This window comes from Trabulsiella guamensis ATCC 49490, from assembly GCF_000734965.1.
In the GTDB taxonomy this organism is placed as follows: domain Bacteria; phylum Pseudomonadota; class Gammaproteobacteria; order Enterobacterales; family Enterobacteriaceae; genus Trabulsiella; species Trabulsiella guamensis.
The window spans coordinates 1-26404 of record NZ_JMTB01000057.1 but is presented as its reverse complement, the minus strand read 5'-3'; the positions used below and the strand labels follow the sequence as shown (position 1 = coordinate 26404).

At 53.5% G+C, this 26404-nt stretch carries 27 protein-coding genes, 2 tRNA genes and 1 rRNA gene; 21 read left to right on the top strand and 9 right to left on the bottom strand.

Annotation, left to right across the window (positions count from 1 at the left end; translation table 11 throughout):
- The first annotated feature begins 169 nt into the window (after positions 1 to 169).
- The 3 genes from rrf to dkgB all read left to right on the top strand — a co-directional run bounded on the left by rrf (position 170) and on the right by dkgB (position 1379).
- Positions 170 to 285 (top strand): 5S ribosomal RNA (rrf, locus tag GTGU_RS07575).
- 51 nt (positions 286 to 336) lie between these two features.
- Positions 337 to 413 (top strand) — tRNA-Asp (locus GTGU_RS07570).
- Positions 414 to 575: 162 nt separating this feature from the next.
- A complete protein-coding gene (gene dkgB, locus GTGU_RS07565; RefSeq protein WP_038155484.1) occupies positions 576 to 1379 on the top strand; it encodes a 2,5-didehydrogluconate reductase DkgB in 804 nt (267 codons plus the stop codon).
- A 37-nt stretch (positions 1380 to 1416) separates the two neighbouring features.
- Here the strand turns inward: dkgB and yafC are convergent, their stop codons facing one another.
- Positions 1417 to 2313 carry a DNA-binding transcriptional regulator YafC gene (gene yafC, locus GTGU_RS07560; protein ID WP_038155483.1) on the bottom strand — a complete coding sequence of 299 codons (897 nt, stop codon included), beginning with the start codon at positions 2311 to 2313 and terminating at the stop codon, positions 1417 to 1419.
- Positions 2314 to 2449: 136 nt separating this feature from the next.
- On the opposite strand from yafC, the gene GTGU_RS07555 reads away from it, so the two are divergent.
- Both GTGU_RS07555 and GTGU_RS07550 read left to right on the top strand, forming a co-directional pair.
- The gene (locus GTGU_RS07555) at positions 2450 to 3250 is read left to right on the top strand and encodes an endonuclease/exonuclease/phosphatase family protein (protein ID WP_038155481.1); all 801 of its coding nucleotides are present in this window, start codon (positions 2450 to 2452) and stop codon (positions 3248 to 3250) included.
- Positions 3251 to 3327: 77 nt separating this feature from the next.
- Positions 3328 to 4098 (top strand): class I SAM-dependent methyltransferase, encoded by a 771-nt coding sequence (locus GTGU_RS07550; protein ID WP_038155480.1) that lies wholly within the window; start codon positions 3328 to 3330, stop codon positions 4096 to 4098.
- Between the two features lie 49 nt (positions 4099 to 4147).
- Here the strand turns inward: GTGU_RS07550 and mltD are convergent, their stop codons facing one another.
- Both mltD and gloB read right to left on the bottom strand, forming a co-directional pair.
- The gene (gene mltD, locus GTGU_RS07545) at positions 4148 to 5515 is read right to left on the bottom strand and encodes a murein transglycosylase D (RefSeq protein ID WP_038155479.1); all 1368 of its coding nucleotides are present in this window, start codon (positions 5513 to 5515) and stop codon (positions 4148 to 4150) included.
- A 71-nt stretch (positions 5516 to 5586) separates the two neighbouring features.
- Positions 5587 to 6342, bottom strand: coding sequence for a hydroxyacylglutathione hydrolase (gloB, locus tag GTGU_RS07540; RefSeq protein ID WP_038155478.1), 756 nt, complete (start codon positions 6340 to 6342; stop codon positions 5587 to 5589).
- Positions 6343 to 6375: 33 nt separating this feature from the next.
- On the opposite strand from gloB, the gene GTGU_RS07535 reads away from it, so the two are divergent.
- On the top strand, positions 6376 to 7098 hold the full coding sequence (locus tag GTGU_RS07535) for a class I SAM-dependent methyltransferase (RefSeq protein ID WP_038155477.1): 723 nt from the start codon (positions 6376 to 6378) through the stop codon (positions 7096 to 7098).
- Here GTGU_RS07535 and rnhA read toward each other — a convergent pair whose 3' ends face one another.
- Entirely contained in the window at positions 7099 to 7563 is a 465-nt protein-coding gene (gene rnhA / locus GTGU_RS07530; protein WP_038155476.1) for a ribonuclease HI, read from the bottom strand.
- A gap of 52 nt (positions 7564 to 7615) precedes the next feature.
- On the opposite strand from rnhA, the gene dnaQ reads away from it, so the two are divergent.
- On the top strand, positions 7616 to 8347 hold the full coding sequence (gene dnaQ, locus GTGU_RS07525; RefSeq protein WP_156964093.1) for a DNA polymerase III subunit epsilon: 732 nt from the start codon (positions 7616 to 7618) through the stop codon (positions 8345 to 8347).
- 133 nt (positions 8348 to 8480) lie between these two features.
- Positions 8481 to 8557 (top strand) — tRNA-Asp (locus tag GTGU_RS07520).
- Positions 8558 to 8602: 45 nt separating this feature from the next.
- Here the strand turns inward: GTGU_RS07520 and GTGU_RS07515 are convergent.
- Positions 8603 to 9376: an amidohydrolase gene (locus tag GTGU_RS07515; RefSeq protein WP_038155474.1), complete on the bottom strand. Its 774-nt coding sequence runs from the start codon at positions 9374 to 9376 to the stop codon at positions 8603 to 8605.
- Between the two features lie 127 nt (positions 9377 to 9503).
- Positions 9504 to 11948 (bottom strand): acyl-CoA dehydrogenase FadE, encoded by a 2445-nt coding sequence (gene fadE / locus GTGU_RS07510; protein ID WP_038155473.1) that lies wholly within the window; start codon positions 11946 to 11948, stop codon positions 9504 to 9506.
- A 240-nt stretch (positions 11949 to 12188) separates the two neighbouring features.
- On the opposite strand from fadE, the gene lpcA reads away from it, so the two are divergent.
- A complete protein-coding gene (gene lpcA, locus GTGU_RS07505) occupies positions 12189 to 12770 on the top strand; it encodes a D-sedoheptulose 7-phosphate isomerase (RefSeq protein WP_038155472.1) in 582 nt (193 codons plus the stop codon).
- Positions 12771 to 12813: 43 nt separating this feature from the next.
- Entirely contained in the window at positions 12814 to 13581 is a 768-nt protein-coding gene (locus tag GTGU_RS07500) for a class II glutamine amidotransferase (RefSeq protein ID WP_038155471.1), read from the top strand.
- Here the strand turns inward: GTGU_RS07500 and dpaA are convergent.
- On the bottom strand, positions 13552 to 14292 hold the full coding sequence (gene dpaA / locus GTGU_RS07495) for a peptidoglycan meso-diaminopimelic acid protein amidase (protein WP_038155470.1): 741 nt from the start codon (positions 14290 to 14292) through the stop codon (positions 13552 to 13554). The two genes, GTGU_RS07500 and dpaA, sit on opposite strands and share 30 nt — an antisense overlap.
- A 414-nt stretch (positions 14293 to 14706) precedes the next feature.
- Between dpaA and GTGU_RS07490 the strand changes: the two genes are divergently transcribed.
- From GTGU_RS07490 to dinB, 8 genes are all read left to right on the top strand, one after another.
- Positions 14707 to 16050: a Na(+)-translocating NADH-quinone reductase subunit A gene (locus GTGU_RS07490; RefSeq protein ID WP_038155469.1), complete on the top strand. Its 1344-nt coding sequence runs from the start codon at positions 14707 to 14709 to the stop codon at positions 16048 to 16050.
- Positions 16051 to 16053: 3 nt separating this feature from the next.
- Positions 16054 to 17292, top strand: coding sequence for an NADH:ubiquinone reductase (Na(+)-transporting) subunit B (locus GTGU_RS07485; protein ID WP_038155468.1), 1239 nt, complete (start codon positions 16054 to 16056; stop codon positions 17290 to 17292).
- Positions 17285 to 18079 carry a Na(+)-translocating NADH-quinone reductase subunit C gene (locus GTGU_RS07480; protein ID WP_038155466.1) on the top strand — a complete coding sequence of 265 codons (795 nt, stop codon included), beginning with the start codon at positions 17285 to 17287 and terminating at the stop codon, positions 18077 to 18079. The genes GTGU_RS07485 and GTGU_RS07480 overlap by 8 nt, the downstream gene beginning before the upstream one ends.
- Positions 18072 to 18710, top strand: a complete 639-nt coding sequence (locus GTGU_RS07475; protein ID WP_038155465.1) for an NADH:ubiquinone reductase (Na(+)-transporting) subunit D — start codon at positions 18072 to 18074, stop codon at positions 18708 to 18710. The genes GTGU_RS07480 and GTGU_RS07475 overlap by 8 nt, the downstream gene beginning before the upstream one ends.
- Positions 18711 to 18716: 6 nt before the next feature.
- Entirely contained in the window at positions 18717 to 19313 is a 597-nt protein-coding gene (nqrE, locus tag GTGU_RS07470) for an NADH:ubiquinone reductase (Na(+)-transporting) subunit E (protein ID WP_038155464.1), read from the top strand.
- Positions 19314 to 19325: 12 nt separating this feature from the next.
- Complete coding sequence (gene nqrF / locus GTGU_RS07465) at positions 19326 to 20549, top strand: NADH:ubiquinone reductase (Na(+)-transporting) subunit F (RefSeq protein ID WP_038155462.1); 1224 nt, start codon at positions 19326 to 19328, stop codon at positions 20547 to 20549.
- A 2-nt stretch (positions 20550 to 20551) separates the two neighbouring features.
- Positions 20552 to 20767 (top strand): (Na+)-NQR maturation NqrM, encoded by a 216-nt coding sequence (gene nqrM, locus GTGU_RS07460; RefSeq protein WP_038155485.1) that lies wholly within the window; start codon positions 20552 to 20554, stop codon positions 20765 to 20767.
- A gap of 92 nt (positions 20768 to 20859) precedes the next feature.
- Positions 20860 to 21915 (top strand): DNA polymerase IV, encoded by a 1056-nt coding sequence (gene dinB, locus GTGU_RS07455; protein ID WP_038155460.1) that lies wholly within the window; start codon positions 20860 to 20862, stop codon positions 21913 to 21915.
- 45 nt (positions 21916 to 21960) lie between these two features.
- Here the strand turns inward: dinB and pepD are convergent, their stop codons facing one another.
- Entirely contained in the window at positions 21961 to 23418 is a 1458-nt protein-coding gene (gene pepD, locus GTGU_RS07450; RefSeq protein WP_038155458.1) for a cytosol nonspecific dipeptidase, read from the bottom strand.
- 237 nt (positions 23419 to 23655) lie between these two features.
- Between pepD and gpt the strand changes: the two genes are divergently transcribed.
- From gpt to crl, 3 genes are all read left to right on the top strand, one after another.
- On the top strand, positions 23656 to 24114 hold the full coding sequence (gpt, locus tag GTGU_RS07445; RefSeq protein WP_038155455.1) for a xanthine phosphoribosyltransferase: 459 nt from the start codon (positions 23656 to 23658) through the stop codon (positions 24112 to 24114).
- A 95-nt stretch (positions 24115 to 24209) separates the two neighbouring features.
- Complete coding sequence (frsA, locus tag GTGU_RS07440; protein ID WP_038155453.1) at positions 24210 to 25454, top strand: esterase FrsA; 1245 nt, start codon at positions 24210 to 24212, stop codon at positions 25452 to 25454.
- A gap of 57 nt (positions 25455 to 25511) precedes the next feature.
- Positions 25512 to 25913, top strand: coding sequence for a sigma factor-binding protein Crl (gene crl / locus GTGU_RS07435; RefSeq protein WP_038155450.1), 402 nt, complete (start codon positions 25512 to 25514; stop codon positions 25911 to 25913).
- A gap of 55 nt (positions 25914 to 25968) precedes the next feature.
- Here crl and GTGU_RS07430 read toward each other — a convergent pair.
- Positions 25969 to 26404: porin (locus tag GTGU_RS07430; protein ID WP_038155448.1), on the bottom strand; the 436-nt coding region annotated here is incomplete at its 5' end.

Sequence of the window (26404 nt, the reverse complement as noted above, 5' to 3'; positions counted from 1 at the left end):
CGTTGAGAGACAAGATTTTCAGCTCAGATTCAGAGTCCGAAGGATTTTACGCTGAGACAAGGCGGCAAGCGAAGGAAAGGAAGGAGCATACAGAGGTATGTGACTGACTTTACGAGCGCAGCCAACGCAGTATCAGTGGAAAAGCCACAGGACAGAGCACAAGAATTTGCCTGGCGGCTTTAGCGCGGTGGTCCCACCTGACCCCATGCCGAACTCAGAAGTGAAACGCCGTAGCGCCGATGGTAGTGTGGGGCTTCCCCATGTGAGAGTAGGACACTGCCAGGCATCAATTTAGCAGTACCCCGTGTAAAAGCGGGTGTTGTAGACAGTTTCGGTGGAGCGGTAGTTCAGTCGGTTAGAATACCTGCCTGTCACGCAGGGGGTCGCGGGTTCGAGTCCCGTCCGTTCCGCCACTTATTGAGAGCCCTGAGTGAAAACTCAGGGCTTTTTCATATCAGAAATACTGATTATTGCAGTTTAAGCAAAAATCCTCTGCATTCTACGATCTGTTTTCCTTTAAGTGCTTCGTCCATAATCCTCGCATTAAACACAAACTGTGAAAAAGAGGAATTCTTATGTCTATCCCTGCATTTGGTCTTGGTACTTTCCGTCTGAACGACGATGTGGTTATTGCTTCTGTAAAAAACGCGCTGGAACTCGGCTACCGCGCCATTGATACTGCGCAGATCTATGGCAACGAAGCAGCTGTTGGTCAGGCAATTGCAGAAAGCGGTGTTAAGCGTAGCGATCTGTTTATCACTACCAAGATCTGGATCGAGAATCTGAGCAAAGACAAGTTGATCCCGAGTCTCAAAGAGAGTCTGCAGAAACTGCGTACTGATTATGTTGATCTGACGCTGATTCACTGGCCGTCGCCGAACGATGAAGTTTCTGTTGAAGAATTCATGCTGGCACTGCTGGAAGCGAAAAAACAGGGTCTGACTCGCGAAATTGGTATCTCTAACTTCACCATCCCGCTGATGGAAAAAGCTATCGCGGCAGTAGGTGCAGAGAATATCGCGACGAACCAGATTGAGCTGTCTCCGTACCTGCAGAATGGTAAAGTGGTTGACTGGGCGAAGGCTCATGGCATTCACATCACCTCTTACATGACGCTGGCATATGGTAAGGCGCTGAAAGATGAAGTGATTGCGCGTATCGCTGCAAAACACAACGCCACCCCGGCTCAGGTCATCCTGGCATGGGCAATGGGCGAAGGTTATGCCGTGATCCCGTCTTCTACGAAACGTGAAAACCTGGCGAGCAACCTGCTGGCGCGCGATCTGAAACTAGACGCGGAAGATAAGAAAGCGATTGCTGCGCTTGATTGCAACGATCGTCTGGTTAGCCCGGAAGGCCTGGCGCCAAACTGGGATTAATCTCCAGCGTAGCGAGTGGCAATGCGCCACTCGCTTTTTACTTCATGTTCTGCTTAATGTATTCACTCAAGAAATCAATGAACGCCCGAATACGAGTACTTACCGCTCTGTCGCTGTAATAGACCGCGCTGAATGGCATCTCGACCGGCAAACGTTTATCTGCCAGCAACTCGATAAAATCTCCCTTCGCAATCTCTTTATCCACCATATAGTCAGACAGACAGGCAATGCCGTTACCGCTCAGACAAAGATGTTTTAGCGTTTCGCCGCTATTTGACGAGAGTCCGCACTGAATTTCGAAAAGTTGCCCGTCGTCACAGGAGACTGGCCATGTATTCAGGGATACCGGCTCGGTGAAGCCAAGGCACAGATGTTTTCTCAACTCTTCCACGGTTTTCGGCGTACCATGTTTCTCAAGATAATCCGGTGAAGCGATGATCTTCCGGTAGCTGTTAAACAGCGGACGTGCACGCAGGCTGGAGTCTGTAAGTGTTCCGGCCCGAATGGCGACATCCACTTTGCGCTCAATCAGATTGATAAAAGTTTCAGAAGAGACCAGCGAAAGCGTCACTTCCGGGTAGCGCTCCCGAAAAGGTTTTATCAGCGGCATCAGGAAATGAAGCACCACTGGTGTGGCGGCATCGACACGCAGCAAACCTCGAGGCGTGTTTCGTGTCTCCATCAGCTCATTTTCCGCGGCGGCCATTTCCTGTAACACCACCTGCATTCGGCGGAAATAGCGCTCGCCTTCTTCGGTCAGGCTCAACTGGCGAGTGGTTCGGTTGAGGAGGCTGACGCCCAGTTTTGATTCGAGCTTTTTGACGGCCCGGCTGACAGCAGAGTTGGCTTGACCGAGCTGCTCTGCCGCCCGACTAAAGCTTCCACTTTCGACAACGGCGACAAAAATGGCAATTTCTTCAGAGGTCGCTTTCATTGTTGCTCCATGCGCAAAAATTCAATAATACAATGTTTCTGGTAAATAGCGTTGAAAGTATGAGCGGAAATCCCTATAACAGAAGAACCCGCGCGATTCTGGGCGGGTTTTTTGTTATTGAGGTCTGAAGCTAAAAGTGCGAAAAAATACCTATGCCATGCGTTATGTCGCCGGACAACCCGCGGAGCGGATCCTGCCGCCGGGGTCGTTTGCGAGCATTGGCAAAGCGTTACCCGCAGGGGCGCCAATAAGCAGTGAAGAAAAAATACGGATCCTCGTCTGGAATATCTTCAAACAACAGCGCGCTGAATGGATGTCGGTGCTGAAAAACTTCGGCAAAGATGCGCATCTGGTGTTATTGCAGGAGGCGCAAACCACACCTGAACTGGTGTCGTTTGCGACAACGAATTATCTGGCGGCGGATCAGGTGCCTGCCTTTGTGTTACCGCAGCATCCATCCGGGGTGATGACACTGTCAGCAGCGCATCCCGTTTATTGTTGCCCGCTGCGTGAACGTGAGCCGATCCTGCGTCTGGCGAAGTCTGCGCTGGTGACGGTCTATCCGTTGCCGGATACCCGTCTGTTGATGGTCGTGAATATTCACGCGGTAAATTTTAGCCTGGGAGTGGATGTGTACAGTAAGCAGTTACTGCCTATTGGTGACCAGATTGCCCACCACAGCGGCCCGGTGATTATGGCCGGTGACTTCAATGCCTGGAGTCGTCCACGCATGAACGCCTTGTACCGTTTTGCGCGTGAGATGTCCTTACGCGAAGTCCGCTTTACTGACGACAATCGCCGCCGCGCATTTGGGCGTCCGCTCGATTTCGTTTTCTATCGTGGTCTCGCGGTGGATGAAGCCTCTGTGCTGGTCACCCGCGCGTCCGATCACAACCCACTACTCGTCGAATTCAGTCCCGGCAAGCCTGATAAATAAAGGTATGTCAGGTCTGCCGTGGGGCAGACCTGATCTCAGTGCTGCCCTTTTATTATCACTCATCAAAGGACAGCAAAATGACCACAGGCTCTCATCACGATAACGTCGAAAAACAGTTTGGTTCGCAGGCTCAGGCCTATTTAACCAGCACGGTGCATGCCTCCGGGCGCGACCTCCAGCGTCTGGCTGAGCGACTTTCTGCATTTCCACAGGCACAACTGCTGGATATGGGATGCGGAGCAGGGCATGCCAGCTTTGTGGCGGCCGGCAACGTAGCGAACGTCACGGCCTATGACTTATCCCGCCAGATGCTTGATGTCGTGGAGCAAGCCGCGCAGGAAAAAGGGCTGCATAACATCCGCACACAACAGGGGTACGCGGAAGCATTGTCGTTTGCCGATGCCACCTTTAATGTGGTGATTAGCCGTTACTCGGCGCATCACTGGCACGACGTGGGGCAGGCGCTGCGTGAGGTGAAACGGGTGCTTAAACCTGGCGGGGTGTTCATTATGATGGACGTGATGTCGCCAGGGCATCCCGTGCGGGATATCTGGCTGCAAACCGTCGAAGCGCTGCGTGATACCTCGCATGTACGAAATTATTCAAGCGGTGAATGGTTAGCGCTGGTCAATGAGGCCGGGCTGAGTACCCAAACGTTGACCACTGACAAATTACCGCTCGAGTTCTCTTCATGGGTGGCTCGAATGCGTACACCACAGGTGCTCTGTGAGGCCATCCGACTGTATCAGGACAGCGCGTCAAAAGACGTGAAAGCATATTTTGCCCTGCAGGCGGAGGGATCGTTTACCAGCGACATTGTGATGCTGGAAGCGTATAAAGCAGCTTAAAAAGCAAAAGGCACCGGGGAAGCGGTGCCTTTTTTAGTTCATGCAGTTATCAGGATTCTGGTCTGCTGCTGTTTTTCACAAACAGCGTCAGCTGATCGCCGGGTTGCAGGCTGTCGGTACCGCCATTCCAGCGGACCACGTCACGAATATTGACGCCATGACGTTTCGCGATGCTCGACAGTGAATCACCCTTACGCACGCGATAAGTAATGCTATCGCTGTTGCGGGCGAGACGCTGAGCACTGCTACCTGCGCCTACCGTCAGGTTCTGTCCTACTTTCAGGTTGGAACCACGCAGATTGTTCCACTGCTGAAGATCCTTCGCCGATACGCCGAGGCGTGCGGCAATACCAGAAAGCGTATCACCTGAACGAACCTTATAGCTGCGACTGGTCAGCGGGGTGTTGTCAGCGACCAGCGTTGGCTGGACAGCGGCAATCTCGCCAGAAGCCAGTGATTCACGCAGTTGATTCGCGTGCTTCTTTGGCACCATCACATACTTAGGTCCTGCTGCGCCAAGGGTTGCTCCCTTAACACCAGCATTAAATGCTTTCAGCTTCGTCACAGAGATACCGGCCATGTCCGCGACCTGCTTCAGATCAACCGGGTTATCCAGATGAACGCGCGCGAGTGCACGGCTTTCATCTGCGGTTGGTAACTGAACGCCGTAGCGTTTGCTGTTCTTGAGGATGTCGCTCAATGCCAGCATCTTAGGCACGTATACCCGGGTCTCCTGAGGTAATGAGAGTGACCAGAAATCGGTGGGCTTGCCACGCGCTTTGTTCGCTTTCATCGCCTTCATCACTCGACCCTCACCGCTGTTGTAGGCGGCAACTGTTAATAACCAGTCACCGTCAAACATCTTGTTAAGACGTTGCATCATGTCGAGAGCTGCCGTTGTTGAGGCAATCACATCACGACGCGCGTCATAACTGCGGGTCTGTTTCAAACCATAATTCCGCCCGGTGCTCGGTATGATCTGCCAGATGCCTGCGGCATTGGCGCCAGACGTTGCATGCGGGTCAAAAGCGCTCTCCACTATGGGTAGTAGTACCAGTTCCATGGGCATGTTACGTTTCTTAACTTGCCCTGCTATCCAGTACATATACGGCTCTGCCCGTAAAGTTACATCGTGGAGATAGCTCTTGTTACGCAAATACTTTTGTTTTTGTTCGCGAATCCGGTTGTTTTCCGGAATTCCCATCTTTAGCTCGTCGCCTATGAAAGCCCACAAGTCCTGATTCTGTGCGTAGAATGTTCCATCGTCCATCCATCGCGCCTGACTTATGAACTTTCCTGCTTCCCCTTGACCAGCTGCAGAAAGGCTCTGTGCGTGCTGCTGAACGTTACCATCGTGCTTAGACGCCTGGCACCCCACCAGCAGGACAGAGGCGAGTAATATCGCTTTTGCCTTCATGTGTGTGTCAATAGTTGCTTAAAAGACGAGCAATCATAACGGCGAAGTTTTTAAAAGGCAACCCGGAATTTTCAGAAGTTGTCTTTCTTTACCCGTAACCAGGCGAATCGCTCTTCAGGTTGTTGCAATTTTGTTTCTTTCGATATTTCATTAATTAAATCAATACTATCCGTGCGTAAAAAAATATTTATTTGACGCTCATTTTTCAGAGTTACGGGCAGTGTTTTTTGATTTTTTGCACGTAACTCCTTAACTTTAAGGTAATAATCATTTATCGCAGGATCGCGAGGGAGAATGCTTAAGGCAAACTTTATGTTTGATAAAGTATACTCATGTGCGCAACAAATGAGCGTATCCGCCGGAAGTGCATTTATCTTCTGGAAGGATTGATACATCTGCGCTGGCGTTCCTTCAAACAAACGACCGCAACCACCGGAGAACATCGTGTCACCGCAGAAAAGATAAGGATCGCTGAAGAAACAGATATGTCCTAAAGTGTGACCTGGGGTGGAAATTACCTTAAATTTGCAGCCCAAAATAGCCACCTCGTCGCCTTCATTTACGACTTTAGTTGTACCCTTATCTTGTGTTTCCGCAGGGCCATACACCACTACATCAGGAAAATGCTGCCGAAGTTCTTTCACGCCGCCAACGTGGTCATGGTGATGGTGGGTAAGGAGAATCGCCTCGGGCTGCCACTGGTTTTCTTTTATGGCAGCCAGCACCGGTGCCGCCTCGCCAGGATCCACGATCAGGCAACGGTTGTTATCATCACTCAGAACCCAGATGTAGTTATCCTGAAAGGCAGGAATACTGATAAGATTCATAAATTACCTCACAAAGCGTAGCGGAAGGTTGTAATGAAACCGGCAAGGATACCTCAAACAGTAGAAGCGCCCATCCACTGGTCAGAAATGCCGTGGGGGGAATACTATCGCGAGGCGCTGGAATATCAGCTTAAACCCTGGCTGGCTAAATTGTACGGTTTTCACCTGCTTAAGATTGGCAATCTCAGCGCCGAAATCAACACGGAAGCCTGCGCGATTTCGCATCAGGTGAATGTATCATTGCAGGGCGAACCGATGCAGGTCAAAGCGGACCCGCTGTGGTTGCCATTTGCTGAAAAATCGGTTGATGCCTGCATGCTGGCACATACGCTGCCCTGGTGTCAGGATCCTCATCGTCTGCTGCGCGAAGTGGATCGTGTGTTAATTGATGATGGCTGGCTCATTCTGAGTGGCTTTAATCCGGTCAGCCTGGTGGGGATGCGCAAACTGGTGCCGGTATTAAGAAAGAGCACGCCCTACAATAGCCGAATGTTTACCATGATGCGCCAGATGGACTGGCTGGCGCTGCTGAATTTTGAGGTGCTGCACTACGGCCGTTTTCAGGTTTTACCCTGGACCCGGCAGGGCGGACGGCTCCTCAGTACTCACATTCCCGCACTGGGGTGCCTGCAACTGATTGTCGCCCGTAAGCGTACAATTCCATTAACGTTAAACCCGATGCGGCAAAGCAAAGCCAAAACACAGTTGAGACCTGCGGTAGGAGCGACCCGACAATACCGCAAGCCGTACGATTAATTATTCGGGTTGATATCCCGTATCGTCGAACGCGGGGTTGCAGGCGGCGGCTCGCGCCAGCTCGTCGCAGCGTTCGTTTTCCGGATGCCCTGCGTGGCCCTTGACCCATTCCCAGCGGATTTTATGCTGGCTTAGGGCGGCATCAAGACGCTGCCAGAGATCGACATTTTTGACCGGTTTTTTATCGGCCGTTTTCCAGCCGCGCTTTTTCCAGTTGTGGATCCACTGGGTGATCCCCTGACGAACATACTGGCTGTCTGTGCTCAGCACGATTTCGCAATGTTCTTTCAGCGCTTCGAGCGCGACAATCGCCGCCATCAGTTCCATGCGGTTATTAGTGGTAAGATGGTAGCCTGCGCTAAAGGTTTTTTCGTGCTGGCGATAGCGTAAAATAGCACCATAGCCACCTGGCCCTGGATTGCCGAGACAAGAACCATCGGTGAAAATTTCTACCTGTTTAAGCATCTCTGGTAGACTTCCTGTGATTAAAACGACAAGTCTGACATAAATGACCGTGATGAGCACTGCAATTACACGACAGATCGTCCTCGATACTGAAACCACCGGTATGAACCAGATCGGGGCCCACTACGAAGGGCATAAGATCATTGAAATCGGTGCCGTTGAGGTGATCAACCGTCGCCTGACGGGCAACAACTTCCACGTTTACCTGAAGCCGGACCGGCTGGTGGATCCCGAAGCGTTTATGGTTCATGGGATTGCCGACGAATTTCTGCTGGATAAGCCCACGTTTGCGGACGTCGCCGATGAGTTTCTGGAGTATATTCGTGGCGCGGAACTTGTCATCCATAACGCCTCGTTTGATATCGGATTTATGGATTATGAGTTCGCGAAACTCAATCGCGGTATTCCGAAAACGGACACTTTTTGTAAGGTGACAGACAGCCTGGCGCTGGCGCGACGTATGTTCCCCGGTAAACGGAACAGCCTCGATGCGCTTTGTTCCCGTTACGAAATAGATAACACCAAGCGTACATTGCACGGGGCATTGCTCGATGCCCAGATCCTCGCTGATGTTTATCTGACGATGACCGGCGGGCAGACCTCAATGACCTTTGCGGTCGAAGGGGAGTCGCAACAGCAGGCTGGTGAAGTCGGGATTCAGCGTGTTGTTCGTGCGGCCAGCAAATTACGTGTTGTTTTAGCCAGCGATGACGAGCTGGCAGCGCATGAATCGCGGCTCGACTTGGTGGAGAAGAAAGGGGGAAGCTGCCTCTGGCGCGCCTGAATTTGCGGTGAGTAATGTAAAAATCGCCATGTGGGTGAAATTTGCAGCAAACGATTCAAAATGCCGGAAAAAGCGTTGACGGGGGTGCAGCGAATCCGTAATATGCGCCTCGTTCCCAACGGAACAACAACGCGGAGCGGTAGTTCAGTCGGTTAGAATACCTGCCTGTCACGCAGGGGGTCGCGGGTTCGAGTCCCGTCCGTTCCGCCACTATTCAGAAGGCCTGAATCAGCAATGATTCAGGCCTTCGTCGTTTTAGCGGCCTAACGTAAACGGGTCGGCATCCTGCCATGCGGGAAATTTCTCCCGATATTCCTGCAAGAGTTCCAGCGACAACTCAGCGTCGAGTCTCGTTGCCTGATGCGCTTCGGCAGAAGCGAGAATTTCACCCTGCGGGCTGATGATTCGGCTGTCTCCCCGGTAATGATGCCCGTTACCATCAGTACCGACGCGGTTGCAGCCTGCCACATACGCCAGGTTTTCTATCGCTCTGGCGATAAGCAACGACTGCCAGTGCAGCGAGCGCGGCGCAGGCCAGTTCGCCACATACAGCGCCAGATCGTAATCATCACGGTTACGCGACCACACCGGAAAACGCAGGTCATAGCACACCAGCGGAAGAATGCGCCAGCCGCGCCATTCAAACACCACGCGCTCATTGCCCGCCTGGTAATAATGATGTTCATCCGCCATACGAAACAGATGACGTTTATCGTAAAAATGCACATGACCGCCAGGCTCGACCAGCAAAAAACGGTTTACCGCGCCGCGTTCCGTCTGTAGTGCGGCGCTGCCGGCGACCAGCGCCTGCGTCTGCTGTGCTTTGGCGCGCATCCACGCGACGACATCGTCCTGAGGCATCGACTGCTGCGCCGCTTCCATGGCAAACCCCGTCGTAAACATTTCCGGCAGGACGATCACATCCCGTCCGGTAAGTTCTTCCAGCTGGAGATCAAAGTGACGCAGATTTGCCGGGCCATCCATCCAGACCAGCGGCTGCTGCATTAAGGTAATTTTCAAGCCAGACACTGTTGTGACCTCCTGAATTGAAGATGCGGGATAATCACTGTATCACCATATTTGCCCTCTGTGTGTAGCCGAAAATTACCATAAAAAAAACGGAACCCGCAGGCTCCGTTTTGGTTTTGTACAGTGATCAGGCCGCTTCAGTTTTGCGTAACGGCGCTACCGGCTTTACCGGCTGTGTCGCCAGCGCGTCAGCCTCGAAATCGTCGACATTAATACTGCGCAGACGGCTGGCTTCCGCCCGGGTGAGGATCTCCGCTTCATCCTGATTGATTAACCCCTTCGCCAGCGCATTTCTTGCCAGTTCATCCAGACGGGTAAACGGCAGGTTTTTGCCAATCTCTTTACAGATGCGCTGATGAATTGGATCGGCGGCGATCACATCCAGCAACGCCTGCTCCAGCAGACCCACCGGGTTATGCTCGCTTGGTGTCAGATACTGGCCGCGGCCAATGCGGGAGCGGGTCGCGCCCGGCAATTGCAGGATCTTCGCGACGTTATGATCCAGCTTATCGGATGGTGCCGTGTAATGACGACCGGTCGGGAAAATCACAAAGCGCATCGCACCGGCAACAACACGGTTCGGGAAGTTGCGCAGCAGGTCGTCAATGGCCTGTTCCGCCTGATGCAGCGCATCCTGAACGCCCCAGTGAACCAGCGGCAAATCGGCTTCGTGGCGGCCTTCATCGTCATAGCGTTTCAGCACGGCGGAAGCCAGATAGAGCTGGCTCAGCACGTCGCCAAGCCGCGCGGAGATCCGCTCGCGACGTTTCAGGCTGCCGCCCAGTACCGCCATAGAGACGTCAGACAGCAACGCCAGGTTAGCGCTCAGACGATTCAGGTGCTGATAGTAACGTTTGGTCGCATCGTTCGTCGGCGTGCTGCTGGTCAGTCCGCGCGTCAGGCCCAACCAGAAGCTGCGGACTTTGTTGCTGCCAACATGGCCGATATGTTTAAACAGCAATTTGTCGAACGCATTAACGTCGTTGCTCTGCGCGGCGGCCATTTCATCCAGCACGTACGGATGACAGCGGATCGCCCCCTGACCAAAGATCATCATGCTGCGGGTAAGAATGTTCGCCCCTTCGACAGTAATGGCGATCGGTGCTCCCTGATAATGGCGGGCAAGGAAGTTACTTTCGCCCAACATGATGCCTTTACCGCCGGTAATATCCATCGCATCAATGATGGATTGCTGACCACGATGGGTACAGTGATATTTCACGATCGCTGACAGCACGGCCGGTTTTTCACCGAGCATAATACCGTAGGTGATAAGCGACGCGGCGGCGTCCATCACATAGGCGTTACCGGCAATACGCGCCAGCGGCTCTTCAATCCCTTCCATTTTACCGATAGCGATTTTGAACTGGCGACGAATATGCGCGTAGGCGCCGGTCGCCATGGCGACGGATTTCAGACCGCCAGTGGCGTTCGATGGCAGCGTAATGCCACGGCCAACGGACAAGCATTCAACCAGCATTCTCCAACCCTGACCCGCCATTTTCGGGCCACCGATGATGTAATCGATCGGCACGAAAATATCCTTCCCGTGGGTCGGCCCGTTCTGGAACGGTACGTTAAGCGGGAAGTGGCGACGGCCAATTTCAACGCCCGGCGTGTTGGTGGGGATCAGCGCACAGGTAATGCCCAGCTCTTCTTCGCCACCCAGCAGTTTATCCGGATCAGAGAGTTTAAAGGCCAGACCAAGGACAGTGGCAATAGGCGCCAGTGTGATATAACGTTTGTTCCAGGTGAGACGCATGCCCAGCACCTGTTCGCCCTGCCAGTCACCCATGCAGACCACACCGGTATCCGGAATTGCACCCGCATCGGAACCCGCTTCCGGACTGGTCAGTGCGAAGCAGGGGATCTCCTGCCCACGCGCCAGACGCGGCAGATAATGATTTTTTTGTTCGTCAGTACCGTAATGCTGCAACAGTTCGCCCGGCCCTAAGGAGTTAGGTACGCCAACGGTGATCGCCAGGATCCCTGAAACGCCGGACAGTTTCTGTAACACGCGGGACTGGGCGTAAGCGGAAAACTCCAGACCGCCGTACTCTTTCTTAATGATCATTGCGAAGAAGCGGTGCTCTTTCAGAAATGCCCACAGTTCCGGCGGCAGATCGGCCATTTCATGGGTGATCTGGAAATCGTTCGCCATGCGACAGGCTTCTTCCACCGGGCCATCCAGAAACGCCTGCTCCTCTTCCGTCAGACGCGGCTGCGGATAGTTATGCAGTTTTTTCCAGTCCGGATTGCCACGGAACAGATCGCCTTCCCACCAGGTGGTACCGGCATCAATCGCCTCTTTTTCCGTTCGTGACATTGGCGGCATCACTTTGCGGAAAGTACGGAATACCGGCGCGGAAATCATCGATTTACGCATCGGCACAACATTGAACGGCAGCAGAATGATCGCCAGCGGCACCAGCAGCCAGATATTCCACAGCCCGGCAAGGCCCAGCGCCGCAGTCCAGGCCAGCAAAACCACGCTGCTGAGCAGCAGGTTTACCCGGTGGTAGAAGAGCGCACCGAGTAATACGAGGGTTGCAACAATACTCAAAATCATCATAAAGAAAAGCTCCCTTGCTTGTAGGAGGTCTGACCACTTGTGATGATATGGTTGTAGTGGATGCGATTTGTTTTAGCAATGTGTTTACAAAATAATTACAACCTGGCTCACATTGTCGTCGCAGAATCGGGCACGGAAAATCAAAGGCCCGGTTTTTTACGCTGGCTTTAGCTTCTCGCTACTGGCGCTATCCGGTACACTGCAACGTGTCTTATTAATCAATGCTGAAGGATTATCCTCATGTACCAGGATCTTATTCGTAACGAACTGAACGAAGCAGCAGACACTCTGGCTAACTTCCTGAAAGATGAAGCAAATATTCATGCTATCCAGCGTGCGGCCGTTCTGCTGGCAGACAGCTTCAAAGCCGGCGGCAAAGTGCTCTCCTGTGGTAACGGCGGTTCACACTGCGATGCGATGCATTTCGCGGAAGAACTGACCGGTCGGTATCGTGAAAACCGTCCAGGCTATCCAGGGATCGCGATTTCTGACGTCAGCCACTTGTCCTGCGTCAGCAACGATTTCGGCTATGACTATGTCTTTTCGCGTTATGTTGAAGCGGTAGGGCGTGAAGGTGATGTGCTGCTGGGGATCTCCACGTCCGGCAATTCCGGCAACGTGATCAAAGCGATCGACGCCGCGCGCGCGAAAGGCATGAAAGTGATTACCCTCACGGGCAAAGATGGCGGCAAAATGGCCGGAAATGCGGATGTTGAAATTCGTGTGCCACATTTTGGCTATGCAGATCGTATTCAGGAGATCCATATTAAGGTGATCCACATCCTGATTATGCTGATCGAAAAAGAGATGGTGAAAGCGTAATGCTGTCGGGGGGCGACCCCCGTTAACGCGTGTGAGGTGACGTATGTGCGAACTGCTCGGGATGAGCGCTAATGTGCCAACCGATATTTGCTTTAGCTTTACCGGGCTTGTCCAGCGTGGGGGCGGAACCGGGCCGCATAAAGACGGCTGGGGAATTACGTTCTACGAAGGCAAAGGCTGTCGCACATTTAAAGATCCCGAACCCAGCTTTCAGTCGCCGATCGCCAGGCTGGTGCAGGAATATCCCATCAAATCCCGCTCCGTCATTGCACATATCCGCCAGGCGAATCGCGGTATCGTTTCGCTGGAAAACACCCATCCTTTTACCCGTGAGTTGTGGGGTCGCAACTGGACCTATGCGCATAACGGGCAACTGACGGGATATAAATCGCTGGAAACTGGCAACTTTCGCCCGGTAGGCGACACTGACAGCGAAAAAGTGTTTTGCTGGATGCTCAATAAACTGACGCAGCGCTACCCACGCACGCCAGGCAACATGACCGCGGTGTTCCGCTATATCGCAGCGCTGGCGGAAGAGATGCGTAAAAAAGGCGTCTTTAATATGCTGCTGTCGGACGGGCGGTATGTGATGGCGTTTTGTTCCACCAACCTGTTCTGGATCACCCGCCGCGCGCCGTTTGGTGTGGCGAAGCTGCTCGATCAGGACGTGGAAATTGATTTCCAAACCGAAACCACACCGAATGATGTGGTAACGGTCATTGCAACGCAACCGCTGACAACCAATGAAACCTGGCACAAGGTTATGCCAGGCGAGTGGGCGTTATTTTGCCTTGGGGAGCGTGTAGTTTGATGCCAGCTGCGGCTGGACGACGTCGCTGGTCAGCGGCTTGCTGACCACATAACGCCCATCAACAACCGAGACCATCGGCGGTTTGTGGGTTTGCTCGAAGTAGTCATACCCCGGTTTCAGCTGCGCCCAGAAATCCTTGTAGTAGGAGTATTTGTGACGTTGCATATTGGCGTCATTCATACGGAACGGGTAGATGCTGACCTGCACGCTTGACTGACCAAATACCAGCGCGCCAGTGACAAACTGGAAAATCTCATCAATGCCGGAGTCGGTCATGGCGTAGCAGCCAACGGACACGCAGGCGCCGTGGATCATCAGGTATTTACCTTCATAGCCGTGCGCACGGTCAAAGGCGTTCGGGAAACCAATATTAATGGCTTTATAGAAGCGGCTGTCGGGCTTGAGTTGATTGCGGCTGACGCTGTAAAACCCTTCCGGACTTTTGAAATCGCCCTGACGCTGTTTCGGGCCCAGGCCGCCGGAATAGCTACAAATTTTGTAGCTATCGAGGAGTTGATAAGTTTCGCCCATTTTCACAAACAGATCGAGCGTGCGCTCTTCTTTGAAGATCTGGATATAAACCGGTGACCCCATCAACTGCTGCTTATATTCTTTACTGACCGGCGTTGTGCCATGGTTGCTGCTCAGCAGCCCCGCGAACGAGACGCACGGAATCAGGAGCATCGCAATAAAGAATGCGATTTTGCGCATACAACTTGTTCCTTGATAAAACATAAACGACATGCCAGAACGGCAAAAGAAACCCGAAATCAGACTAATCTGGAAGTTAGTGCGCTCACATTAGCACCACCGTAGTTTTTCGCAAGCCCGGATTACGCTGTTTACACTTTCGCCTTTATTTATACCGTAAAAGGTGGCGTGCGGCAGCCAGAAGTTTGAGCAATAGTTCTCAAAAAAATTGCCGCTCCGGGCTGAATTACTGAGCGTTTACGACAGAAAATGATAAACTCCTGGCGTCATTTGACGGAACAAGAAAGGACGCGTTTCCCATCTCCTGCTGGTACGGATGAGTGCCAGTGCCAGCCGACCTTTCTTCAGTTTCATTTATCAATACGCTGGCTTCAGCTTAGGCTGATGTTTCGTTTACGGACACCTGCTAACCATATGATTAAAATCACAAAAGGGCTAAATTTGCCCATAGCTGGCATGCCACAACAGCAAATTTGCGAGGGAGCGACGGTAAAACAGGTAGCGCTACTCGGTGAAGAATACGTCGGCATGAGACCATCAATGGCCGTTCAGGAAGGTGAACGGGTCAAAAAAGGGCAACTGCTTTTCGAAGACAAAAAAAATCCTGGCGTCCGGTTTACCGCGCCGGTGAGCGGCGTGATCAGCGCCATCCACCGTGGTGAGCGCCGTGTGCTGCAGGCGGTGGTGATCGACATTGACGGCGATGCGGCGATCGAATTCCCCCGTTTCCCGGCAAGCGAACTGGCGACGCTGCCTGCAGAGCAGGTGCAGGAACAACTACTGGCTTCCGGGCTCTGGACGGCGTTACGCACGCGACCTTTCAGCAAAACTCCGGTGCCGGGTACTGAACCGGTGGCGATTTTCGTCAACGCCATGGACACCAACCCGCTGGCGGCTGATCCGCAACCCATCATTTTCCTGTACCGCGAGGCCTTTAATGCGGGGCTGACAGTACTGACGCGTCTGACGAAAGGTAGGGTTCACGTCTGCCAGGCGAGCGGCGGCAAACTAGGCGGTCACCCTGCCGGACAGGTGAAATTTAATGAGTTCACCGGCCCACATCCTGCTGGTCTGGTGGGAACGCACATTCATTTCCTTGAGCCGGTCAGCCTGAAAAAGCAGGTCTGGCATCTTAATTACCAGGACGTTATCGCTATCGGTAAATTGTTTACCGAAGGGGATCTCTGGAGCGAGCGTATCATCGCCCTCGGTGGGCCGCAGGTGAAAAATCCGCGCCTGATCCGCACCTTCCCGGGCGCAAATCTTGATGCCCTGCTGGCAGGTGAACTCCAGGACGGTGAAAACCGGGTGATTTCCGGTTCGGTGTTGAGCGGTGTTCACGCCGTCGGGCCACGCGCTTTCCTCGGGCGTTTCCACCTGCAGGTGAGCGTGGTAAGAGAAGGGCGCGATAAAGAGCTGTTTGGCTGGGTGATGCCAGGGAAAGAAAAACACTCGGTCACCCGCACCACGCTGGGTCATTTCCTCCGGCACAAGCTATTTAACTTTTCTACCGACACGCACGGCGGCGAACGCGCCATGGTGCCGATTGGCAACTACGAGCGCGTCATGCCGCTGGATATTCTGCCAACGATGCTACTGCGCGATCTGCTGTCCGGTGACACTGACAGTGCCCAGGCGCTGGGCTGTCTGGAGCTGGATGAAGAAGATCTGGCGCTGTGTACCTATGTCTGCCCGGCAAAATATGAGTATGGGCCAGTGCTGCGCGAGGTGTTAACCCGCATTGAGCAGGAAGGATAAGTGATGGGTTTAAAACATCTTCTGGAAAAAATCGAGCCGCACTTTACTCACGGCGGCAAACTGCAAAAGTATTATCCGTTGTATGAAGCGGCGGCGACGATTTTCTACACGCCGGGTCAGGTAACGAAAGGGGCATCCCATGTCCGCGACGCCATTGATCTGAAGCGAATGATGATTCTGGTCTGGTTGGCGGTGTTCCCGGCTATGTTCTGGGGCATGTACAACGTCGGGCTACAAACCCTTCCGGCGCTCAATAAAATGTACGGCGCGGAGCAGCTGCCGCAGATTATCGCCAGTAACTGGCACTACAGCGTGGCGCAGTGGCTGGGCGTCAGTTTCAGTCCGGAAGCGGGCTGGGTAAGCATGATGGGGCTTGGCGCTGTCTACTTCCTGCCGATTTATCTCACAGTCTTTATTGTCGGCGGCTTCTGGGAAGTGCTGTTTGCGATTATTCGTAAGCACGAGATCAACGAAGGTTTCTTCGTGACCTCGATTCTGTTCGCCCTTATCGTCCCGCCCACATTACCGCTCTGGCAGGCTGCACTTGGCATCTCGTTCGGGGTGGTGATAGCCAAAGAGATTTTCGGCGGCACGGGGCGTAACTTCCTCAACCCGGCGTTGGCCGGGCGCGCCTTCCTTTTCTTTGCTTATCCGGCACAAATTTCCGGCGATCTGGTCTGGACGGCGGCAGATGGTTTCTCCGGTGCCACACCGCTTTCCCAGTGGGCGAGCCACGGCGGCGAAGCGCTGTTCAATGTCGTCACCGGGCAGCCGGTCAGCTGGATGGATGCGTTTATCGGCAATATTCCCGGCTCGATTGGTGAAGTCTCCACGCTGATGATCCTCATCGGCGGCGCCATCATCATTTTTGGCCGCGTAGCGTCATGGAGAATCGTGGCTGGCGTGATGCTCGGCATGATAGCCACCGCCACATTGTTTAACCTGATCGGCTCCGACAGCAATCCGCTGTTCGCCATGCCATGGTACTGGCATCTGGTGCTGGGCGGCTTCGCCTTCGGCATGATGTTTATGGCTACCGACCCGGTGTCTGCGTCATTTACTGACAAAGGAAAATGGTGCTACGGGGCGCTTATCGGCGTGATGTGTGTGCTGATCCGGGTGGTTAACCCGGCTTATCCGGAAGGCATGATGCTGGCTATCTTGTTCGCCAATCTTTTTGCGCCGCTGTTCGATTATCTGGTGGTGCAGGCCAACATTAAGCGGAGGAAGTCGCGTGGCTGAGAATAAAAGTAACGATAGCATCGGTAAAACATTGCTGGTGGTACTGGTGCTTTGCCTGGTGTGCTCCATTGTGGTGGCGGGATCTGCCGTTGGCCTGAAAGCACGCCAGCAGACGCAGCGTGCACTGGATAAGCAGCGCAATATCCTGGCGGTGGCCGGATTGATGCAGCAGGAAATGAGCGCCGATGACGTCGCGAACGTCTTCGCGACCCGCATTACCCCGCGGCTGGTGGATCTCAAAACGGGCACGCTGCTGGATAAAAACCCCGCGTCGTTTAACCAGGCGCAGGCGCTGAAGGATGCAGATCAAAGCATGGCGCTGGAAACGAATCAGGATCCGGCAGGTATCAAGCGTCGCAGTAATATCGTTGAAATTTACCTGGTGCGCGATGCGCAACAGCGGGTACAGGAGATCGTTCTGCCGGTTTACGGTAATGGCCTGTGGTCAATGATGTACGCCTTTGTTGCACTGGATACCGACGGCCGCACGTTGAAGGGCATCACCTATTACGATCAGGGCGAAACGCCGGGGCTGGGAGGGGAAATCGAAAACCCGAACTGGCAGGCGCAATTTATCGGCAAGAAAGTGGTGGATGATAACGGCATGCCTGCACTGAAAGTGGTGAAAGGCAGCGCGCGGCAGGGGGATGAATACGCGGTGGATGGCCTGTCCGGCGCCACGCTGACGTCCAACGGTGTGCAACATAGTTTTGATTTCTGGATGGGCTCACTCGGTTTTGGCCCCTTCCTGAAGCAGGTTCGTGATGGAGGGCTGAATAATGGCTGAACTCGGTGATATGAAAGAGGTGAAACGGGTGCTGGTGGGGCCGTTTATCGCCAATAACCCGATTACCCTGCAAGTACTGGGTGTTTGTTCGGCGCTGGCGGTCACCACCAAACTGGAAACCGCCTTCGTCATGACCATTGCGGTGACGCTGGTGACGGCCTTCTCCAGCATGTTTATCTCGATGATCCGCCACCATATTCCCAACAGCGTGCGCATTATCGTGCAAATGGCGATTATCGCATCGCTGGTGATCGTGGTGGATCAACTGCTGCGCGCCTTCGCCTATGAAGTATCAAAACAGCTCTCGGTTTTTGTCGGGCTGATCATCACTAACTGCATCGTCATGGGCCGTGCCGAAGCTTATGCCATGAAATCTCCGCCGCTGGCGAGCTTTATGGACGGGATTGGCAATGGCCTGGGCTATGGTGCGATCCTGCTGATTGTCGGTTTTCTGCGTGAGCTGATTGGCAGCGGCAAGCTGTTTGGCATCACGGTGCTGGACACGGTACAAAACGGTGGCTGGTATCTGCCGAATGGCCTGTTTCTGCTGGCGCCGAGCGCGTTTTTCATTATCGGTCTGCTGATCTGGGCACTGCGTACGTGGAAGCCGGAACAGCAGGAAAAGGAGTAACCGATCATGGCTCATTACCTTAGCCTGTTTGTGCGTGCGGTGTTTGTTGAGAACATGGCGCTGGCCTTCTTCCTCGGCATGTGTACGTTCCTTGCGGTGTCGAAAAAGGTCTCAACCGCCTTTGGACTTGGCATCGCGGTCACCGTGGTGCTTGGGATATCCGTGCCGGTGAATAACCTCGTCTACAATCTGGTGCTGCGCGACGGCGCGCTGGTGGAAGGCGTGGATCTGAGTTTCCTCAACTTCATCACCTTTATCGGCGTGATTGCCGCCCTGGTGCAGATCCTCGAGATGATCCTCGATAAGTACTTCCCGGCGCTGTATAACGCGCTGGGGATCTTCCTGCCGCTTATCACCGTCAACTGTGCCATCTTCGGTGGCGTCTCGTTTATGGTGCAACGCGATTATAACTTTAGTGAATCGATCGTTTACGGTTTCGGTTCCGGGATTGGCTGGATGCTGGCAATCGTCGCAATGGCCGGTATTCGCGAAAAAATGAAATACGCCAACGTGCCTGCGGGGTTGCGCGGGCTTGGGATCACCTTCATTACCACCGGTTTGATGGCGCTGGGCTTTATGTCCTTCTCCGGTGTGCAGCTGTAAGGGCGAATGTTTATGGAAATCTTACTTGGCGTAGGCATGTTTACGGCGATCGTACTGGCGCTGTCGGTACTGATCCTGTTTGCCAAATCGAAGCTGGTGAATTCCGGCGATGTACTTATTGAAATCAACGACGATGCGGATAAGCAGATCCGCACCCCGGCCGGCGACAAGCTGCTAAATACGCTGTCCGGCAATGGAATTTTCGTCTCCTCTGCCTGTGGCGGCGGTGGCTCCTGTGGCCAGTGCCGCGTGACGGTGAAGGCAGGCGGCGGCGACATTCTGCCGACGGAACTGTCGCATATCACCAAACGTGAAGCCAAAGCAGGCTGTCGTCTGGCGTGCCAGGTGGCGGTGAAGCAGGACATGAAAATAGAACTGCCGGAAGAGGTCTTTGGCGTCAAAAAATGGGAATGTGAAGTTATTTCCAACGATAACAAAGCCACATTTATCAAAGAGCTGAAGCTGGCGATCCCGCAGGGCGAAAGCGTGCCGTTCCGCGCGGGCGGCTATATTCAGATTGAATGCCCGCCGCACACCGTCGCCTATGCCGATTTCGACGTTCCGACGGAATACCGCAGCGACTGGGATAAATTCAATCTGTTCCGCTACGTGTCTGAGGTGAAAGAGCCGACGCTGCGTGCCTATTCAATGGCGAACTACCCGGACGAGAAGGGCATTATTATGCTTAATGTACGTATCGCCACACCACCGCCGTCGGCGCCGGATGTGCCGCCAGGGATCATGTCCTCGTATATCTGGTCGCTGAAAGCGGGCGATAAAGTAACGATTTCCGGTCCGTTCGGCGAATTCTTCGCCAAAGATACTGAAGCGGAAATGGTCTTTATCGGCGGTGGCGCGGGAATGGCACCGATGCGTTCACACATCTTCGATCAGCTTAAGCGACTGAAAAGCACGCGTAAAATCAGCTTCTGGTATGGTGCGCGTTCGCTGCGTGAAATGTTCTATGACGACGAGTTTGAACAACTGGCGCGTGAAAACCCGAACTTTACCTTCCATGTCGCGCTTTCAGATGCGCAGCCGGAAGATAACTGGACGGGCTACACCGGTTTCATTCATAACGTGCTCTATGAAAACTATTTGCGCGATCACCCGGCGCCAGAGGATTGCGAATTCTACATGTGTGGGCCGCCGGTAATGAACGCCGCGGTCATTAAGATGTTGAAAGATCTTGGTGTTGAAGATGAAAACATCCTGCTGGATGACTTTGGAGGCTGATGATGATTGTCGTGTTTTTGGCAACGTTCGCCATCTTCGCGCTGGTGATCCTGGCGTTGTCACTCGGCTATCTGATCAAGCGTAAAAGCATTCAGGGCAGTTGCGGCGGGATTTCGTCGCTCGGGCTTGAAAAGGTCTGTGACTGCCCTGAACCCTGCGATGCTCGCAAAAAACGCATGGCGCGGGAGGCGCAGCGCCAGAATAACCGCATCCTCTGATTTTTCCCTCTCCCGGCGGGAGAGGGTTATCCGCTCTTTTTATTCTCTGTTATTTTGCTGTATACTTATCCAGTAGTGAGTGAGGGCTAACTATGCGCAAAATAATCCATGTCGATATGGACTGCTTTTTCGCAGCGGTAGAGATGCGGGATAATCCGTCTCTGCGTGATATCCCGATTGCCATTGGCGGCAGCCGGGAACGCAGAGGCGTTATTAGTACCGCCAATTATCCGGCGCGGAAATATGGCGTGCGCAGCGCCATGCCAACGGCGATGGCGCTCAAACTCTGCCCGCACCTCACACTGTTGCCTGGGCGCGGCGAAGCGTACAAAGAGGCCTCGCTCCACATTCGCGAAATCTTCTCCCGTTATACCTCGCTGATTGAACCGTTATCCCTCGATGAAGCCTATCTGGATGTCACCGACAGTGTTCATTGTCACGGCTCGGCAACGCTCATCGCGCAGGAGATCCGTCAGACCATTTTTAACGAGTTGCAGTTAACCGCGTCGGCCGGGGTGGCGCCGGTCAAGTTTCTTGCCAAAATTGCCTCCGATCTCAACAAACCTGACGGTCAGTACGTGATCACACCGGCTGACGTCCCTGAATTCCTGCGCACGCTGCCACTCGCGAAAATCCCCGGCGTCGGCAAAGTCTCCGCCGCAAAGCTGGAAAGCATGGGGCTGCGCACCTGTGAAGATGTGCAGAAAAGCGATCTCGCCGGGCTGCTTAAACGTTTTGGCAAATTTGGCCGGGTGCTGTGGGAGCGTAGCCAGGGCATCGATGAACGCAGCGTGAATAATGAACGTCTGCGCAAATCCGTCGGTGTTGAACGAACGCTGGCGGAAGATATTCACGACTGGCCAGACTGTGAAGCCATTATTGAACAGCTCTATCCTGAACTGGAACGCCGTCTGGCAAAGGTTAAACCGGACCTGCTGATCGCCCGTCAGGGCGTCAAACTCAAGTTTAATGATTTTCAGCTTACCACTCAGGAACATGTCTGGCCGCAACTGAATAAAGACGATCTCATCGCCACGGCATATAAAACCTGGCATGAACGGCGGGGCGGGCGCGGCGTAAGATTGGTGGGGTTACATGTGACGTTACTGGACCCGCAAATTGAGCGGCAACTGGTGCTGGGGCTATAAAAATGCCCGGCACGCTTACGCGACCGGGCATCATGCCGACGTGCTTTACTTCGCCGGAATCGCTTTCAGTAGTTCCGTCAGCAGTGTCCAGTACTGGCCCACGCTTTCGATATGCACCTGCTCATCCGGGGAGTGCGGACCGGTGATGGTTGGCCCGATGGACACCATGTCCATTTCCGGATACGGTTTTTTGAACAGGCCGCATTCCAGACCGGCGTGAATGATCTGAATGTTCGGCGTCTTGTTGAACAGACGCTGATAGGTTTCACGTACCAGATGCATCACCGGTGAATTGGCATCCGGCTGCCAGCCAGGATACGCACCTTTGGCTTCGGTTTTCGCGCCCGCCAGTTTACCCAGCGAATCGAGCATGCTGACCACATAGTCTTTGCCGCTGTCGATCAAGGAACGTACCAGGCAGTGGATTTGCACGTTGTCTTCGGTCATGGTGACAACGCCAACGTTCAGTGAGGTTTCCACCACGCCTTTCGCCACGTCAGAGTTACGGATCACACCGTTTGGCGTTGCATTCAGCAGACGAATAAATCCGTCACGGGATTGCGCAGTCAGCGCGGCGTGGTCATTGCTGACAGCGTCCAGCAGTACGACCAGATTCTTCTCTTTTGCCGCCAGCTCGTTCTTCAGGATCTCCTGATATTTGCTCACCAGCGCTTTCAGGGCATCGGCTTTATCCGTCGCAACCGCGACAGTCGCAAACGCTTCACGCGGGATGGCGTTGCGCAGCGTACCGCCGTTGAAATCGACCAGACGCAGATCCAGCTCCTGCGCATGACCGGCGAGGAAACGCGCCAGCAGCTTGTTGGCATTACCCAGACCAACGTGGATTTCACCACCGGAGTGACCGCCTTTCAGCCCTTTCAGCGTCAGCTTAAAGCACTGGAAACCGGCAGGTACTGCTTCACGGGTCAGCGGCAGGTTAGAGGTGAAGTCGATCCCACCGGCGCAACCCATGTAGATTTCACCTTCTTCTTCGGAATCGGTATTGATCAGGATATCCGCCTGCAACCAGTTCGGCTGAAGGCCAAACGCGCCGTCCATCCCCGCTTCTTCGGTCATGGTCAGCAGCACTTCCAGCGGACCGTGCTGAACGGAATCATCTGCCAGCACCGCCAGTGCGGAAGCCATGCCGATGCCATTGTCGGCGCCGAGCGTCGTGCCACGTGCTTTGACCCACTCGCCATCAATGTACGGCTGAATCGGATCTTTGGTGAAATCATGCACGGTGTCGTTGTTTTTCTGCGGAACCATGTCGAGGTGCGCCTGGAGGACAACCGGCTTGCGGTTTTCCATGCCAGCAGTAGCGCCTTTGCGGATCAGAATATTGCCAACCTGATCGCGCTCCGCGTGCAGGCCTTTTTCCTTCGCCCAGCCCATGATGTGTTCAGCCAGTTTTTCTTCGTGGTAGGACGGGTGCGGAATGGAACAGATTTTGGCAAAAATATCCCACAGCGGTTGCGGGGATAATTGAGACAATTCAGACACGGTAAGTCTCCTTACGGCTTACTGCAAAAGTCGCTTGCAGGTAAAGGGTTAGCATATTGCGATACAGCGGTGAGAATACCACTTTCTTACTGTTCTGGTAGAACAAACCGCGTAAAAAGGCACCCGTGTTCCGCTTAACACTGGTTTTTAGTGCGTCAGATCTCTATAATCTCGCGCAACCTTTTTCCCCTCGAACACTTTTTAAGCCGTAAATATACAGGCTGGGACTTCTTTATCATGAGCGAAAAATACGTCGTCACCTGGGACATGTTGCAGATCCACGCCCGTAAACTGGCAAGCCGTTTGCTGCCTGCTGAGCAATGGAAAGGCATCATTGCCGTTAGCCGTGGTGGTCTGGTACCGGGTGCGCTGCTGGCGCGTGAATTGGGTATTCGCTATGTTGATACCGTTTGCATCTCCAGCTATGACCATGACAACCAGCGCGAGCTGACCGTGGTAAAACGCGCAGAAGGCGACGGCGAAGGCTTCATTGTGATCGACGACCTGGTGGATACCGGTGGTACGGCGGTGGCTATCCGCGAAATGTACCCGAAAGCGCATTTCGTTACTATCTTCGCAAAACCGGCTGGTCGTCCGCTGGTCGATGATTACGTGATTGATATCCCACAAGATACCTGGATTGAACAGCCGTGGGACATGGGCGTGGTCTTCGTTCCGCCAATCTCTGGCCGTTAATCCAGCTCTTCCAGCGCCCGGTTTGACCGGGCGTTGTTCTTTTTGACCTCTGGCGCGTTACAATAAGAACAGTATCGTTCTTATGGAGGCCAGTGATGCCAGAGGCTAACCTCAGCGAAGTTCTGTTTAAACCCCGATTCAAACACCCGGAAACGTCCACGCTGGTTCGTCGTTTTAACCAGGGTACGCAGCCCGCGGTGCAGTCCGCGCTGGACGGCAAAAATGCCCCGCACTGGTACCGGATGATGAACCGCCTGATGTGGATCTGGCGTGGCATCTCGCCGCAGGAGATCCTCGACGTGCAATCGCGCATTGTGATGAGCGATGCCGAACGTACTGATCCTGATCTCTACGACACAGTGGTGGGGTATCGGGGAGGTAACTGGATTTTCGAATGGTCAAAACAGGCAATGCTCTGGCAGCAAAAAGCGATGCAGGAAACGGATCCTGAGCGTTGCGGTCGTCACTGGCTTCATGCCTCGAACCTGTACAGTATTGCGGCTTATCCACATCTGAAAGGCGACGAGCTGGCCGATCAGGCGCAGGCGCTTGCCAATCGTGCCTATGAAGAGGCTTCCCAGCGTCTGCCTGGTGAAATGCGCGAACTGGAGTTTGCCATCCCCGGCGGTGCGTCAGTCACTGGTTTTCTGCATATGCCGAAGGGAAAGGGGCCGTTCCCGACAGTGCTAATGTGCGGCGGGCTGGATTCGCTGCAAAGTGATTATTACACTCTTTTTGAGAATTATTTGGCACCATTAGGAATCGCAATGCTGACGCTGGATATGCCGTCCATTGGTTTTTCTTCCAAATGGAAACTCTCCCAGGATTCCAGCCTGCTCCATCAGCACGCACTGAAATCACTGCCTGATATCCCGTGGATTGACCATACCCGCGTGGCGGCGTTTGGCTTTCGCTTTGGCGCAAATGTGGCGGTCCGGCTGGCCTACCTTGAATCGCCGCGTCTGAAAGCAGTGGCCTGTCTTGGCCCGGTGGTACACGGCTTGCTGGTGGATCCGCAGCGTCAGGGCAATGTGCCTGAAATGTATCTCGATGTACTGGCGTCGCGCCTGGGAATGCACGATGCATCCGATGATGCGCTGCGCATAGAATTGAATCGCTATTCGCTAAAAACGCAAGGATTACTGGGCCGACGCTGTCCGACACCGGTGCTGTCTGGCTACTGGCAAAACGACCCGTTCAGCCCTGAAGAGGAGTCTCGTTTAATCACGTCGTCATCCGCACATGGTAAAATGCTGCAAATTCCTTTCAACCCGTTGTATCGTAATTTTGACAATGGACTGAAAGAAATTGCCAAATGGATTAACAAACAATTTGGTTAATAGTTTGCTAAATTTTATCGATTTGGTAAAACAGTTGCATCACTAAAGGAGATCGCAATGACGTTACCGAGTGGACACCCGAAGAGTAAACTGATTAAGAATTTCGCTGCGCTTGGCCCTTATATTCGCGAAGAACAGTGCAAAGACAACCTCTTCTTTTTCGATTGCCTTGCAGTTTGTGTAAACGTAAAACCGGCACCGGAGAAGCGGGAATTTTGGGGCTGGTGGATGATCATGGAAGCGCAGGAAAAGCGTTTTACTTACAGCTACCAGTTCGGACTTTTCGACAAAGACGGAAAATGGCAAGCCACCGATATTAAAGACAGCGAAGTGGCGGAGCGTCTGGAAAAGACGCGCAGCGATTTCCACGGACGCGTAGCGGAACTGCTGACCAAACTGTCTTTGCGTTTAGAGCCGGCGGATGATTTCAACGAGAAAGCGGTCAGACTCACCGCCTGAGAATAAAAAAAGGCGCTTCAGGTGAAGCGCCTTTTTTAATGACAGTATTAATGCATCAGAACTGATAAACCATACCAACGGCAACGACGTCATCGGTGTTCAGACCGAGTTTGTTGTCGTCATCCAGCTGGTTAATTTTATAATCCACGAACGCAGACATGTTTTTATTGAAGTAGTAAGTGGCTGCCACATCGACATATTTCACCAGGTCGACATCGCCTACGCCTTCAATATCCTTACCTTTAGACTGGACATAACCCAGCGACGGGCGCAGACCGAAATCGAACTGATATTGTGCAACCACTTCGAAGGCCTGGTTTTTATTCGCGAAACCGCTAACGGACGTGCTCGTGCCACCGATGGTTGCAGTACCAGAAATCGGCGTCATGTTGCGGGTTTCTGCATAAACAGCAGCCAGATAGATGTTATTCGCGTCATATTTCAGGCCGGTCGTCCAGGCTTCAGCATTAGAACCATGACCAAAGCTCTGG